The sequence below is a fragment of the Haloleucobacter albus genome (genome assembly GCF_052492075.1).
The window spans coordinates 232,769-246,701 of sequence record NZ_JBQWAS010000030.1 but is presented as its reverse complement, the minus strand read 5'-3'; the positions used below and the strand labels follow the sequence as shown (position 1 = coordinate 246,701).

The window sequence follows — 13,933 nt, the reverse complement described above, 5'->3', positions numbered from 1 at the left end:
CAGTCCGGCTAATTAGCCAGATAACTCATCGCCAGTCAAGACCGGAAAGTGAGAGACAGATCCATCCGCCGTTCAGTGCTGAGCGGCGGTGGCTCGTCGTTGGTGAGCGCTTTATACGGTCGCCAAACCCAAACCGTCAAGAACTCAAAACCACAAAAGTGAAACCCAAATGACACCCGGTGGATAAATCAATCAAATCAAGGCCAAAACCCCCATAAACAAACAAAACAGTCCCTGTGAAAAAAGTGAGCCGACACCAGAAACCTCCCGGCAAAACCCTTTCTGCATGGACCACCCCTCACCGTCAGCCCCCTCTATGTACGCGCGCGTGAGCGTGTGCGCGTTCTCTCATCTCATATTTCGACGCTGTTTTTGGTCGCCGCCACGCTTTTGCCGCCTCTGGCGCTTTTTATCCGCGACAATTGAAATGCTGCGCCGCGTTGACCTGAGCCTCTCACGAAGGCAATTTCGCATCAGGTCATGTGAATATTCGCGCTGCGCCGTGTTCATCGGTTTCAGCGGAAGGGACGGGACTTGTATCATCGACGAACTGCCGCTGCCTGGCGTGACGCATCAAGTACGGCCGGCCTGGGTGAAGACCCGCCACTGGGCGTGGATGGCGACGAGGAAGAAGTTGATCGCCGCCGTGTCTCCGCACGCTGGTTTGCGGCAACCCTGCTGACGGCCCTGTGTGGCTCTTTACTCATGGGTGGAGCGGTTTATGCGGCGCTCAACAGCGAGCACCGTCTGGCGCTGATGCCGGAGAAGGCCCGCAAGAACATTGGCAATACGCTGGCGCAGGGTGAACGTCCCACGAATGTCGACCGTAAGGGTGATCGCATGTCCCTGTTGGGGGATATGTCCGTTGCCCGGCAAACCTTCCGCGTCTCCACTGCCACCAAGGTTGGTGATCGCGAGATCATCAAGGTGCGCCCTTTCACCCGTGTCAGCGCCAATCTGGCCATGACCACCACATCGGTCTCGTCTGATATTCCCGAGTTCAACCCCATGAAGATCGCCCGTGAGGCGATGAATGAGGAAGAGGACGAAGCGCCAGAGGCAGAACCCACCGGTGAAGTCACGGTGGTGATGAAGGATCTTTCGGACCTCTCCGGCCAGGCCAAACTGGGGTCCGGCGTGCCCATGGAGCAGGTGCTTGTGAAAGTGCGCGAGGTGGCCGATCTTTCGCGCACCACCCCCATGCTCGCCGGCCTGCCGGAAGCGATTGTAGGTAAAACCCCCCACTTCGCGGCAGATTCGCCCTATCTCGCCTATGCCGTTGAGGGCCTCCTGAATGATCGGGAGAAAGCCAACACCATTGCCCCGGCACCGGCCGCCCCGACAAATGTCAGCTTCATTTCCAAGACCTCGGTCGAAACCTCTGGCGGTAATGACTGGGCTGACACCACGGTTGTGGTGAAGAAAGGCGACAGCATCGTTTCCATCCTCACCAAGGCCGGTGTTTCGGAAGATGATGCCCGCGCCCTGGCCCGCACATTTGGGCGCTGGGGCCGTGAGGGCAAGGTGGTGGATGGCTGGCGACTGCGCATGTTGTTGCAGCAGGAAGGTGAGCGCATCCTACCCCTGCGCGTCTCTCTGTTCAGCGATACCGGCCATATGGGCTCCGTCGCCCTTTCCGATCGCAATGATTTCGTCAATGTGCCGGAACTGGCCGAAACCGAGATGGCTGGCGTTTCGGAAGATACCGACAACAGCCGCGGACCCGGCATCCGCCTTTATGACAGCATTTATGAAACAGCACTGCGCAATGAGGTGCCGCGCGAAATCATTGCCGATATCATCCGCGTCTATTCTTTCGATGTGGATTTCCAGCGGCGCGTACGCCCCGGCGACAATTTCGAGATTCTCTACTCGGAAGACCCGGCCGGAAATGGCGAAGTGCTCTATGCCGCGCTGACGCTCGACGACAGCACCAATCGCTATTACCGCTTCCGCACGCCGGATGATGGGCTGACCGATTATTACGATCAGGATGGCAAGAGCGCAAAGCAGTTCCTGATGCGCAAGCCGGTGGCCTCAGGCACCATGCGTTCGGGCTTCGGCTATCGCCGCCATCCGATTCTTGGCTATTCCAAGCTGCATACGGGTGTGGACTGGGCGGCCCGCACCGGCACACCCATTTATGCAGCAGGCAATGGCACCGTGCGCTATGCACGCTGGAAATCCGGCTATGGCAAGCACACGGAAATTCAGCACGCCAATGGCTATGTCACCACCTATTCGCATCAGTCCGGCTTTGCCCGTGGCGTGCGTGAAGGTGCCAAGGTGCGACAGGGGCAGGTGATTGGTTATATCGGCTCCACCGGCCTCTCCACCGGCCCGCACCTGCACTATGAAGTGAAGATCAACGGCAATTTCGTGGACCCGCTGCGGATTCGCCTGCCCCGAGGCAAGGCCCTGCGCGGCAAGATGCTCTCATCCTTCCAGAAGGAGCGTGAGCGTATTGATACGCTGATGAACCATGGCCAGGCCCCAGCGCATGTGGCTGACGCCAGCCGCACCAGAAAAAACTGAAACGGCCGAACCAAAGTCCGCCCATACAAAAGGCCCCGTGCATTGTCTGCACGGGGCCTTCTTGATTCACAGGGCCCGGACACGCGCCACAACTTCAGGCGAACAGCCTCTGGGCCTTGTGCAGGGCGGCGATGAGGCGATCCACCTCCTCACGCGTATTGTAAAGACCGAACGAAGCCCGGCAGGTGGATGTCACCCCGAATCTCTCAAGCAAGGGCATGGCGCAATGGGTGCCGGCCCGCACCGCCACACCATCCATGTCGATCAGCGTAGCAACATCATGCGCATGAGCGCCCTCCATCTCGAAAGAGATGATGGCCCCCTTTTGCGGTGCCGTGCCGATAATGCGGATGGCGTTCATCTCACGCAGCCGCTCTTCGGCATAATGCAGCAGATCTTCTTCGTGGGCCCGAATCCGCGCCCGGCCGATGGAATCAATATAATCCAGCGCTGTGGCAAGGCCCGCCGCCTCCACAATGGCCGGCGTGCCAGCCTCGAAGCGGTGTGGCGGTTCGCCATAGGTCACCTTATCCTGGTGAACCTCGCGGATCATTTCGCCGCCGCCATTGTAAGGCGGCATCTGCTCCAGCAGATCATGGCGGGCATACAGCGCGCCAATGCCCGTGGGGCCATAAAGCTTGTGGCCGGTGATGACGTAGAAATCGCAGCCGATATCCTGAACATCAACATCCAGATGAACAGCGCCCTGCGCCCCATCCACCAGCACAGGAATACCCCGTGCATGGGCCCGCGCCACCACATCCTTCACCGGAACGATAGTGCCCAGCACGTTCGACATATGGGTGATGGCCACCAGCTTCGTGCGCGGGCTCAGCAGCGCCTCGAACTCGTCCATCAGGAAACAGCCATCGTCATCCACCGGCGCCCATTTGATAACCGCGCCCAGCTTCTCCCGCAGGAAATGCCAGGGCACGATATTGGCATGGTGCTCCATGATGGAGAGAATAATCTCGTCTCCCGGCTGAATGCGCGAAGCTCCGAAGCTCGCCGCAACCAGATTCACCGCTTCCGTGGCATTGCGGGTGAAGACGATTTCTTCCGGCCGGCGCGCATTGAGAAAACGCGCCACCCGCGTGCGACCGCCCTCATAGGCTTCCGTCGAGGCATTGGCGAGATAATGCAGGCCGCGATGCACATTGGCATATTCGCCAGTCATCACCGCATCCATCCGCGCCATCACCTGTTCCGGCTTCTGCGCGGAAGCGCCATTGTCCAGATAGGTCAGCGGCTTGCCATGCACATTCAGCGACAGGATGGGAAAATCCTGCCGCACGCGCATCACATCATAAGTGTCACCCTGCACCGCCGGATGAAGCGCCACCTTCTCACTCATCTTCACCCCGCTTGCGCAACCAGTTGCGGGTCGCCTCACTCAGCACCGCGCGCAAATCCTCATGGGCAATGCCTTCCAGCACCTCTCCCACAAAGGCCTGAATCAGCAGCGCCTCGGCCTCCTTCTCGGGGATGCCGCGGGCCATGAGGTAGAATTTCACCTGCTGGTCCAGCTCGCCCGTGGTGCAACCATGGGCGCACTGCACATCATCGGCGAAGATTTCCAGCTCCGGCTTGTTGTTGGCTTCGGCCCGGTCCGACAGCAGCAGAGCACGGCTCATCATGCGCGCATCGGTTTTCTGCGCAGCCTGCTTCACCACAATCCGCCCCTGGAAGGAATCGCGTGCAGCCCCATCCAGCACCGCCCGGAAATTCTCCCGGCTTTCACTGCCCGGTGCCTGATGCTCCACCTCCAGCAGCGTATCGGTCTGCTGGCGTGCATTCAGCAGGCTTACCCCACCGAACCAGGCATCAATGGATTCGCCAGCCAGTTGCGTCATGGTCTGGTTGCGCACCACCGCGCCACCGCTGTTGAAATTCGCAAGAGCCGGTCTGGCGCGGGCAGCGACAGACATCAACACGCTGGAGACATGCAGGGCGGCATCGCCTTCATGGGTCAGCTTTACCCGGCTGAGACGCGCCTCTTCACCCACCACCAGCTCCAGCGCGGTATTGACCTGATACGCCAGACCATCCGGGCCTTCATGGGTTTCAATCAGGCTCAGCCCGGCACCCTGTTCCAGCACCACCAGAGAGCGGGTGAACACGGCCATCGGCGCATCCCCCGTGGTGACATGAATCACCGCAAGGGGGCGCTGCACCTGCGCACCAGCGGCCACATGCACCACCAGGCCATCGCTCATCAGCGCCATATTGAGGGCCAACGCGGCATCATCCGAAGGCACTGTTCGACCGAGATGCGCCGCAAGCTGCGCATCTCCCTCACTCAGAGCCTGCGACAAAGGCCGGATGGTGAGCCCCTCTTCCAGCCCGGAAAGGTCTGAAATTTCATCGGCGAAAAAGCCATTCACCATATAGAGCCGGCGCACATCCAGAGACGCCAGCGACGCCCCGGCCCTGGCGGCCCGCCCCAGCGCCACAACATCAGGCTGCTCGGCCAGTGGTGCGGCCTCACGCAGCAGCGTGCGCAAATCGGTATAGTGCCAGCTTTCCACCCGGCGATGCGGTAAGCCTTGCGCCACAAAGCGCTCAAAGGCCTCTTCCCGCCGCACCTTCACGCCGCCATCCCCCGGCAGGGTGGATTTGACGGTGGAGAAGATATCCGCCAGCGCTGTTTCCGCAGCGGTCTTCGCCAAAGCCTTTCTCACCATGGCCTTTTTCACCACGCCATTCTTCACCGCGTCATTCGCGGGCTGGTCAACAGTGCTCATGGCCATCACGCGGCTTCGGTCTGGTACTTGGCGTAGCCTGTGGCTTCCAGCTCTCGCGCCAGATCCTTGTCGCCAGAATGGACGATGCGCCCGCCCGCGAACACATGCACCACATCCGGCACGATATATTCCAGAAGACGCGGATAGTGGGTGATGACCAGCATGGAGCGCTCGGGCGAGCGCAGCGTGTTCACCCCGCGAGAGACCACCTTCAGCGCATCAATATCCAGCCCGGAATCGGTCTCGTCCAGAACGCACAGATAAGGCTCCAGAAGCATCATCTGTAAGGTTTCGTTCCGCTTCTTCTCACCACCGGAAAAGCCGACATTCACGGCCCGCTTGAGCATGCCGGTGTCAATATCCAGTTCCTTGCCCAGCTCACGCACCTTGCGCACCACTTCGGGCGCGGAAAGCTCCGGCTCTCCACGCGCGCGGCGCTGGCTGTTGAGCGCGGTGTTGAGGAAGGCCATGTTCGTCACGCCCGGAATTTCCAGCGGATACTGGAAAGCCAGGAACAGGCCGGCTGCGGCGCGCTCATCCGGCTCCATCTCCAGCAGGTTCCGGCCACGGAACAGCACTTCACCGGAAAGCACCTCATAGCCCGGCTTGCCTGCCAGAACATAGGAGAGAGTGGATTTACCCGCCCCGTTCGGCCCCATAATGGCATGCACCTCGCCGGGATTGATGACGAGATTCATGCCATCAATGATTTTGCGGCCATCGACGATGCGGGCGTGAAGATCGCGAATCTCCAACAGAGGGGTCGTCATGGGGCTCGTCATGGCTCAGATCCTCCAGAAATCAGAACCGCGCCCTGCGCCGCGCGCTTCAGGGAGCGCAAGGCCGGCGTAAGGGCGGGTAAAAAAGGGCTGTGTGACAGGGGAGGCAGAAGGCCGCACCGGATTCCCGGCTCAGCCGACACTGCCTTCCAACGAAATGGCAATCAGCTTCTGCGCTTCAACGGCGAATTCCATCGGCAGTTGCTGCAACACATCCCGCACGAAACCATTCACCACAAGCGCCACGGCATCCTCTTCGCTCATGCCGCGCTGCATGCAGTAGAACAGCGTGTCTTCCGAGATTTTCGAGGTTGTGGCCTCATGCTCGAACTGAGCCGAAGGATTCTTCGTTTCCAGATAGGGCACGGTGTGCGCCCCGCAATGGTTACCGATGAGCAGCGAGTCACAATTGGTGAAGTTGCGCGCGCCCGCCGCCTTGCGATGGGCAGACACAAGACCGCGATAGGTATTGTTGGAATGCCCGGCAGAAATGCCCTTCGAAATGATGCGGCTGGAGGTATTGCGGCCCAGATGAATCATCTTGGTGCCGGAATCCACCTGCTGGCGCCCATTGGAAATGGCGATGGAATAGAATTCGCCGCTGGAGCCTTCCCCGCGCAACACGCAGCTGGGATATTTCCAGGTGATGGCAGAGCCGGTTTCCACCTGCGTCCAGGAGATCTTGGAGCGGTCACCCCGGCAATCGCCGCGCTTGGTCACGAAATTATAGATACCACCCTTGCCCTCGGCATCGCCCGGATACCAATTCTGCACGGTGGAATATTTGATCTCCGCATCTTCCAGCGCGATCAGCTCCACCACTGCGGCGTGAAGCTGGTTCTCATCGCGCATGGGCGCCGTGCAGCCTTCCAGATAGGACACATAAGAGCCCTTGTCGGCAATAATCAGCGTGCGCTCAAACTGGCCGGTATTGCGCTCATTGATGCGGAAATAGGTGGAAAGCTCCATCGGGCAACGCACACCCGGCGGGATATAGACAAAGGAGCCATCCGAAAACACGGCGGAATTCAGCGTGGCGTAGAAATTGTCTGTCACCGGCACCACCGTGCCGAGATATTTGCGCACCAGATCGGGATGCTCGCGCAGCGCTTCGGAAATGGGCATGAAGATCACGCCTGCCGCCGCCAGCTCCTTCTTGAAGGTGGTGGCCACGGAGACGGAATCGAACACCGCATCCACGGCAATACGGGTGCCACCGGCCGGAGCTTCCTCGCCTTCGGCCACCTCTTCCCCTTCGGGACGCTGCACACCGGCCAGAATTTCCTGCTCACGCAGGGGAATACCCAGCTTTTCATAGGTGCGCAGGATTTCCGGATCGACCTCATCAAGCGATTTGGGCGCCTGCATGGTCTTGGGCGCGGAATAATAATAGAGATCCTGAAAGTCGATTTGAGGGAAATCAACGCGCGCCCAGTGCGGCTCTTCCATGGTGAGCCAGCGACGATAGGCATCCAGCCGCCATTCCAGCATCCATTCCGGCTCGTCCTTGCGCGCCGAAATGTAGCGAATGATATCCTCGGAAAGGCCCTTTGGCGGCTTCTCGGACTCAATCAGAGTCTCGAAGCCGTATTTATACTGGTCCACACCGAGGGAACGAACCTGCTCGACTGTCTCCCGCACCGCCGCCATGTCGTCCTCCCGTCAGTTCGTCTGCGCCCCTACCGGCGCATCCGCCTGAAATACACTGCGCCATTCTGGCTGAATGAATCCTCGCCCTTATATGGGCACTCCGCACCGGAATTCGAGAACCGGCATTCCTGAAAATGGCGGATATTCGAAGGCTTCATGTTAGCCCACCTTATGGAGCACAAAGAAGGCCGGGGCGAGCACGAAATTGCCGGGCGCGACACATTCAGTTCGTTCCAGTTTGCAGTCGCAACTCGCCATCGCCTTCCGGTGGGGAAGACTGGCAGGAAAATGGTAAGGAGACTGCGGCCATAACAGCCTTCTGAGGCGCACATCACATATGCGCGCCACCGGTGACCGAAGGAGGCAGACACCATGGCCATGAGCCTGGCCCAGAAGGCCGAACGCGCCCGTCGCGATCTGCTGGCCGGTGCTGCACCGGACATGCAATCCGCCATCTGTCGCTGGCTTGATCGCCTCACCCATGAGCGCCGCCTGTCCCCACAAACCGTGGAAGCCTATGCGCGGGATCTGGCTGCTGTCCTCTCCCGTCTCACACAACATCTGGGGCATGTGCCCACGCTTTCCGATATGGCGGAGCTTGCCCCGGCGGATGTACGCGCTGTTCTGGCGGCGCGCCGGGCGGAGGGCGTCGCGCCGCGCACACTGGTGCGTATGCTGGCTGCGGCCCGCTCCTTCGCCCGTACTCTGGAACAGGATGGACATGGCAAGGTGGCCGCCCTTGCCGCCGTGCGTGCACCACGGGTAGAAAAAAGCCTGCCCAAGCCGGTTTCGGTCACCGCCGCCAAAGCGCTGGCCGATGCCGACACCCGTGCCGGGGACAATCGGGAAAACTGGGTTCTGGCTCGCGATGCCGCTGTCATTGCCCTGCTTTATGGCGCGGGCCTGCGCATCTCCGAAGCCCTGAGCCTGACCACTGACGCCATCTGCGCGGACAGTGATCAGATTATCGTGACCGGCAAGGGCAACAAGACTCGCATGGTGCCCCTGATCGCTGCGGTGCGCGATGCGGTGCTGGATTACAAGAGCCAGTGCCCTTACCCGCTTGATGCCCGCTCGCCTCTGTTTCGTGGCACAAGAGGCGGGCCTCTCTCCCCGCGCATCGTGCAACTGGCCGTGGCGCAGATGCGCGGGGCGCTGGGCCTGCCGGACAGCGCAACCCCCCATGCGCTGCGCCATTCCTTCGCCACCCACCTTCTGGGCCGGGGCGGAGACCTGCGCGCGATTCAGGAACTTCTGGGCCACGCCTCACTTTCCACCACGCAGATCTATACGCAGGTAGACGCCACCGCCCTCATGGCCGCCTATCGCGCCGCCCATCCACGTGCCAGTTGAGCCGCCGGACCAGACAACTTCCAGACCACTGGAAAGCCCCCTTGGTGACGCCGATGCAGACCACGCAGCCCCCGGCCATCCGCCCGGTTTTCGAGCATATGTCTCTCGGCACATCCAATCTGGACCGCGCGCAATGTTTCTATGATGCCGTTCTGGCCCCGCTCGGCCTTGTGCGTGTGGCGCAGGAGATGGAACCTGCCGGCCCTTCCGCCTGCTGGGGGCCGCCCGGCGCCCTTCCCGCGCCGGATGGACGGCCGGGAGCCGCGCCCTTCTGGCTGGAAGAGCGTCGCAATGCACGGATCATCTGCCCGCCGGGCTTTCATCTGTGCTTCTGGGCGGAAAGCCGCGCCGCCGTGCGGGCCTTCCATGCAGCCGGGCTGCAAAATGGTGGGCACGAGAATGGCGCGCCGGGCCTGCGCCCGCATTATGCTGAAAATTATTATGCCGCCTTCCTGCTGGACCCGGATGGCTGGCGCATCGAAGCCCTGACCTTCGCCCCGGAGTGACGAGCCCGGCAGTTCAGCAGGCGGAACAGGGCAGCACAGCGCGCCGCCCTGCAATTCCATGAGCCTGGCAATATTTCAGCGCTTGCGCACAAACTCGGTGCGCAGCACCAGCCCCTTGATGCCTTCAAACTTGCAATCAATCTCTTCCGGATTGTCCGTCAGGCGAATGGCTTTGATAAGCGTGCCCCGCTTGAGGGTCTGGCCCGCGCCCTTTACCGGCAGATCCTTGATGAGCACGACCTGATCGCCATCGGCCAGAACATTGCCGGCAGAATCACGCACGGCTGAGGCATCCGCCTTGCGGGCGGCCAGTTCGCTGGCCGGCATCCACTCGCCGGTTTCCTCATCATAAACATAATCGTCGTCCTGCATCCGCCTGCCCTTTGAATATGCGGTCAAAATGCGTCCACAGCCCCGAAACACCCGTTCCGACGCTACGCATTGCGGGCGGAGAGTATGGTCCGCAACCAAAAGGTCAAGACTAGCCCGTGCTGCGGGCTGTACGGTTGCGATAACCCACCACATCGCCACGCCCCTTACATCCCAGACAAAGCCCGGCTTCACCCATTCGATTTTCCATCCCGAATATGTTCAATACAGCATCTGCATGTGCCGCAAGGCCGAAGAACAACCGGAGGACGCAACCCATGGATGATGTGAAACGCCATTATGGCGATGGTGCAGACCTCGCCACTACCATCGCGGATACCCTGCAAGCCGCCGGAAAATCTCCCGACCAGCTTAGCACCACGGATCTGCGGGCGGTCGATGAGTTTCACATTCGCGGCCACAAGGCCACACTGGAACTGGCCGCGGCCATGAAGCTGACGCCGGAAAGCCATGTGCTGGATATTGGCAGCGGGTTGGGCGGGCCGGCCCGCGCACTGGCTGAAAGCTGTGGCTGCCATGTCACCGGCATTGATCTCACCCAGGCCTATTGTGATACCGCAAACATGCTCAGCACATGGGTGAAGCTGGACAAGAGGACGGAGTTCCAACAGGCCGACGCCACCTGCCTGCCTTTCGCCGACGCCAGCTTCGATGCCGCCATGACCATTCATGTGGCCATGAACATTCCCGACAAGGCAGCCATGTATGCACAAGCCAAACGGGTGCTGAAGCCGGGCGGACGTTTCGTCATTTATGACGTGTTGCAGGGCGAAGGCGGTGACGTTCAGTTTCCAGTGCCATGGGCCCGCGAGCCTTCCATCAGCCATTTGGAAACACCCGAAGCCATGGCCGGGCTGCTGACACAAGCCGGCTTCCGCATTCTGGAAACCCGCGATTCCACTGCGGAAAGCCTGCAATGGTTCGAGCGCACCACCGCTCCTTCCGCAGGAAGAGTGGCGCCCCCCGTCACCTTGCGTCATGTGCTTGGAGATGATTTTCCGCAAATGGTGCGTAATCAGATCCACAATTTGCGGGAGCGACGCATTCTCACCGTCACCTTTGTGTGTGAGGCCTGAAGCGCGCCCAAAACAAAACCGGCCAGCCTGGCGGCTGACCGGTTTCTTGTTTCAGCACCGGACAAGTCCGGCCCGGCGGCCATCACATATGGATGGCGCGCTTCTCCACGGCCATGGCCGCTTCCTTGACCGCTTCAGAACGGGTCGGGTGCGCGTGGCAGGTGCGAGCGAGATCCTCGGACGAACCGCCGAACTCCATCAGCACCGCGCATTCATGGATCATTTCACCGGCTTCCGGGCCGATGATATGCGCGCCCAGCACCTTGTCGGTGGCGGCATCGGCGATGACCTTCACGAAGCCATCCGTTGTGTTGTTCACCTTGGTGCGGCCATTGGCCGTGAAGGGGAACTTGCCCACCTTGTAGGCCACGCCGGAAGCCTTCACCTCATCCTCGGTCTTGCCGACGGAGGCGACCTCGGGGAAGGTGTAGACGACACCGGGGATGACATCATAATTCACATGTCCGGCCTTGCCCGCGAGCAGCTCGGCCAGAGCCACGCCTTCATCCTCGGCCTTGTGGGCCAGCATGGGGCCGGCGATCACATCGCCAATGGCATAGATGCCCGGAACATTGGTGGCATAATGCGCATCCGTCACCACGCGACCACGCTGATCGGTAGCCACGCCCACCTCGTTCAGGCCCAGGCCGCCCGTATAGGCCACGCGGCCAATGGCCACCAGAACCACATCGGCTTCCACAGTCTCGGCATCACCGCCGGCGGCAGGCTCCACGGAAACCTTCAGCGTCTTGCCGGAGGAATCCACGCCCGTCACCTTGGTGCCCAGCTTGAAGCTGAAGCCCTGCTTGTCAAGGATACGCTGGAAGGACTTCGCCACATCGCTGTCCATACCGGGCAGGATACGGTCGAGATATTCCACCACTGTCACCTCGGCCCCGAGGCGACGCCACACCGAGCCCAGCTCCAGCCCGATCACGCCCGCGCCGATCACCAGCAGCTTGCCAGGCACCTTGCCGAGGGCCAGAGCGCCGGTGGAGGAGACGATGCGCTTCTCATCAATTTCAACGCCCGGCAGCGGGGCAACATCGGAGCCGGTGGCGATGACGATATTCTTCGTCTCCAGCACCTCGACCTTGCCATCGGCATTGAGGGTCACCTCAACCTTGCCGGGGGCCAGAATCTTGCCCGCGCCCATATAGGCATCAATCTTGTTCTTCTTCAGAAGGAACTCGACGCCCTTCACATTGCCATCCACGCCCTTGTCCTTGAAGGCCTGCATGGTGGCGAGATCGAGCTTGGGCTTGCCCACGCCGATGCCGAGATCCGCAAACTTGTGGCCGGCTTCCTCGAACAGCTCGGACGCATAGAGCAGCGCCTTGGAGGGAATGCAGCCCACATTCAGGCAGGTGCCGCCATGGGTGCCGCGCTTTTCCACCACGGCCACCTTCAGGCCAAGCTGTGCGGCGCGAATGGCGCACACATAGCCGCCGGGGCCGGTGCCGATGACAATCAGATCGTAGGACATCAGAACATTCCTTGACAGGGCCGCGCCCGGCGGCGACAGCCCGGCCGCCATGGCGCTTGCGCGATAAGGTGCGGATGCCGGGGCGCACAGCGGGTGCAAAAGCCCTTTCAGCATCCGGCAGAAACGCGCCCCTTTTCAAAAGGGGCCGGCAGAGGATGCCACCGGCACCCTCGCCGTTCGGCTGGATGGATCAGAGATCCATCACGAGACGCGCCGGGTCCTCCAGGGTCTCCTTCACGCGCACCAGGAAGGTCACGGCTTCGCGGCCGTCCACGATGCGGTGGTCATAGGAGAGCGCCAGATACATCATCGGGCGGATCTTGATTTCACCCTTGATGACCACCGGGCGCTGCTCAATGCGGTGCATGCCCAGAATGCCGGACTGCGGGGCATTCAGGATGGGTGTGGACATCAGCGAACCATAGATGCCGCCATTGGTGATGGTGAAGGTGCCGCCCTGCATCTCGTCGATGCCCAGCTTGCCATCACGCGCCCGACGGCCGAAATCGGAGATCTGCTTTTCGATACCCGCCACGGAGAGCTGGTCGGCATCACGCACCACCGGCACCACGAGGCCCTTCTCGGTACCCACGGCAATGCCGATATTGTAGTAGTTCTTGTAGATGAGGTCCGTGCCGTCGATCTCGGCGTTCACCGCCGGCAGATCCTGAAGAGCCGCAATCACCGCCTTGGTGAAGAAGCCCATGAAGCCCAGCTTGGTGCCGTGCTTCTTCTCGAACATTTCCTTGTACTGGCTGCGCAGGGCCATCACGGCGGACATGTCCACGTCGTTGAACGTGGTCAGCATGGCGGCGGTGTTCTGCGCATCCTTCAGGCGGCGGGCGATGGTCTGCCGCAGCTTGGTCATCTTCACGCGCTCCTCGCGGGCGGCATCCACCGGGGCGGAAGCCGGACGCGGGGCCGAAGCGGCAGCCGCCGGGGCAGCAGCCGCACCGCCGGCGATGGCGGCCAGCATGTCACCCTTGGTGACGCGACCATCCTTGCCGGAGCCGGCGACACTGGCCGGGCTCACACCGCTTTCCGCAGCCAGACGACCGACAGCCGGGCCATTGTTGCCGGCAGCCACGGGCGCGGCAGGTGCAGCCGGCGCAGGGGCGGCGGCAGGAGCCGGGGCAGCCGTGGCGGCGGGAGCGGAAGCCGTACCGGCGGCGCCTTCATTGAGGGAGCCCAGCAGGGCGCCCACTTCCACGGTATCGCCTTCCTGCGCGACGATTTCAGCCAGCGCGCCAGCGGCCGGGGCCGGCACTTCCACCGTCACCTTGTCGGTTTCCAGCTCGACTAGGGGCTCATCGGCCGCGACGGCTTCGCCGGGCTTCTTGAACCACTTGCCGATGGTGGCCTCCGTCACGGATTCGCCGAGGGTAGGAACACGGATCTCGGTAGCCATGGGATC

At 61.5% G+C, this 13,933-nt stretch carries 11 protein-coding genes; 4 read left to right on the top strand and 7 right to left on the bottom strand.

What is annotated here, in order from left to right:
- Nucleotides 1-534 precede the first annotated feature (534 nt).
- Nucleotides 535-2,535: a peptidoglycan DD-metalloendopeptidase family protein gene (locus ACT6QH_RS14605; RefSeq protein ID WP_444975557.1), complete on the top strand. Its 2,001-nt coding sequence runs from the start codon at nt 535-537 to the stop codon at nt 2,533-2,535.
- A gap of 94 nt (nt 2,536-2,629) precedes the next feature.
- On the opposite strand, the gene ACT6QH_RS14600 is transcribed toward ACT6QH_RS14605, so the two are convergent.
- The 4 genes from ACT6QH_RS14600 to sufB all read right to left on the bottom strand — a co-directional run bounded on the left by ACT6QH_RS14600 (nt 2,630) and on the right by sufB (nt 7,708).
- Nucleotides 2,630-3,889: a cysteine desulfurase gene (locus ACT6QH_RS14600; RefSeq protein ID WP_444975556.1), complete on the bottom strand. Its 1,260-nt coding sequence runs from the start codon at nt 3,887-3,889 to the stop codon at nt 2,630-2,632.
- Nucleotides 3,882-5,279: a Fe-S cluster assembly protein SufD gene (gene sufD, locus ACT6QH_RS14595; protein ID WP_444975555.1), complete on the bottom strand. Its 1,398-nt coding sequence runs from the start codon at nt 5,277-5,279 to the stop codon at nt 3,882-3,884. Before sufD ends, ACT6QH_RS14600 begins: the two co-directional genes overlap by 8 nt.
- Before the next feature lie 5 nt (nt 5,280-5,284).
- Nucleotides 5,285-6,061, bottom strand: coding sequence for a Fe-S cluster assembly ATPase SufC (gene sufC, locus ACT6QH_RS14590; protein ID WP_444975554.1), 777 nt, complete (start codon nt 6,059-6,061; stop codon nt 5,285-5,287).
- 129 nt (nt 6,062-6,190) lie between these two features.
- The gene (gene sufB / locus ACT6QH_RS14585; protein ID WP_444975553.1) at nt 6,191-7,708 is read right to left on the bottom strand and encodes a Fe-S cluster assembly protein SufB; all 1,518 of its coding nucleotides are present in this window, start codon (nt 7,706-7,708) and stop codon (nt 6,191-6,193) included.
- Between the two features lie 372 nt (nt 7,709-8,080).
- Between sufB and ACT6QH_RS14580 the strand changes: the two genes are divergently transcribed.
- Together ACT6QH_RS14580 and ACT6QH_RS14575 are read left to right on the top strand one after the other, a co-directional pair.
- Entirely contained in the window at nt 8,081-9,061 is a 981-nt protein-coding gene (locus tag ACT6QH_RS14580; protein WP_444975552.1) for a tyrosine recombinase XerC, read from the top strand.
- Between the two features lie 53 nt (nt 9,062-9,114).
- Nucleotides 9,115-9,567, top strand: a complete 453-nt coding sequence (locus ACT6QH_RS14575) for a VOC family protein (RefSeq protein ID WP_444975565.1) — start codon at nt 9,115-9,117, stop codon at nt 9,565-9,567.
- Nucleotides 9,568-9,642: 75 nt separating this feature from the next.
- Here the strand turns inward: ACT6QH_RS14575 and ACT6QH_RS14570 are convergent, their stop codons facing one another.
- On the bottom strand, nt 9,643-9,939 hold the full coding sequence (locus ACT6QH_RS14570; RefSeq protein WP_444975551.1) for an alkylphosphonate utilization protein: 297 nt from the start codon (nt 9,937-9,939) through the stop codon (nt 9,643-9,645).
- A gap of 275 nt (nt 9,940-10,214) precedes the next feature.
- On the opposite strand from ACT6QH_RS14570, the gene ACT6QH_RS14565 reads away from it, so the two are divergent.
- Nucleotides 10,215-11,033: a class I SAM-dependent methyltransferase gene (locus ACT6QH_RS14565; RefSeq protein ID WP_444975550.1), complete on the top strand. Its 819-nt coding sequence runs from the start codon at nt 10,215-10,217 to the stop codon at nt 11,031-11,033.
- An 82-nt stretch (nt 11,034-11,115) separates the two neighbouring features.
- Here ACT6QH_RS14565 and lpdA read toward each other — a convergent pair whose 3' ends face one another.
- Complete coding sequence (gene lpdA / locus ACT6QH_RS14560) at nt 11,116-12,519, bottom strand: dihydrolipoyl dehydrogenase (RefSeq protein ID WP_444975549.1); 1,404 nt, start codon at nt 12,517-12,519, stop codon at nt 11,116-11,118.
- Nucleotides 12,520-12,709: 190 nt separating this feature from the next.
- Nucleotides 12,710-13,927 carry a 2-oxoglutarate dehydrogenase complex dihydrolipoyllysine-residue succinyltransferase gene (odhB, locus tag ACT6QH_RS14555; protein WP_444975548.1) on the bottom strand — a complete coding sequence of 406 codons (1,218 nt, stop codon included), beginning with the start codon at nt 13,925-13,927 and terminating at the stop codon, nt 12,710-12,712.
- Nucleotides 13,928-13,933 lie beyond the last annotated feature (6 nt).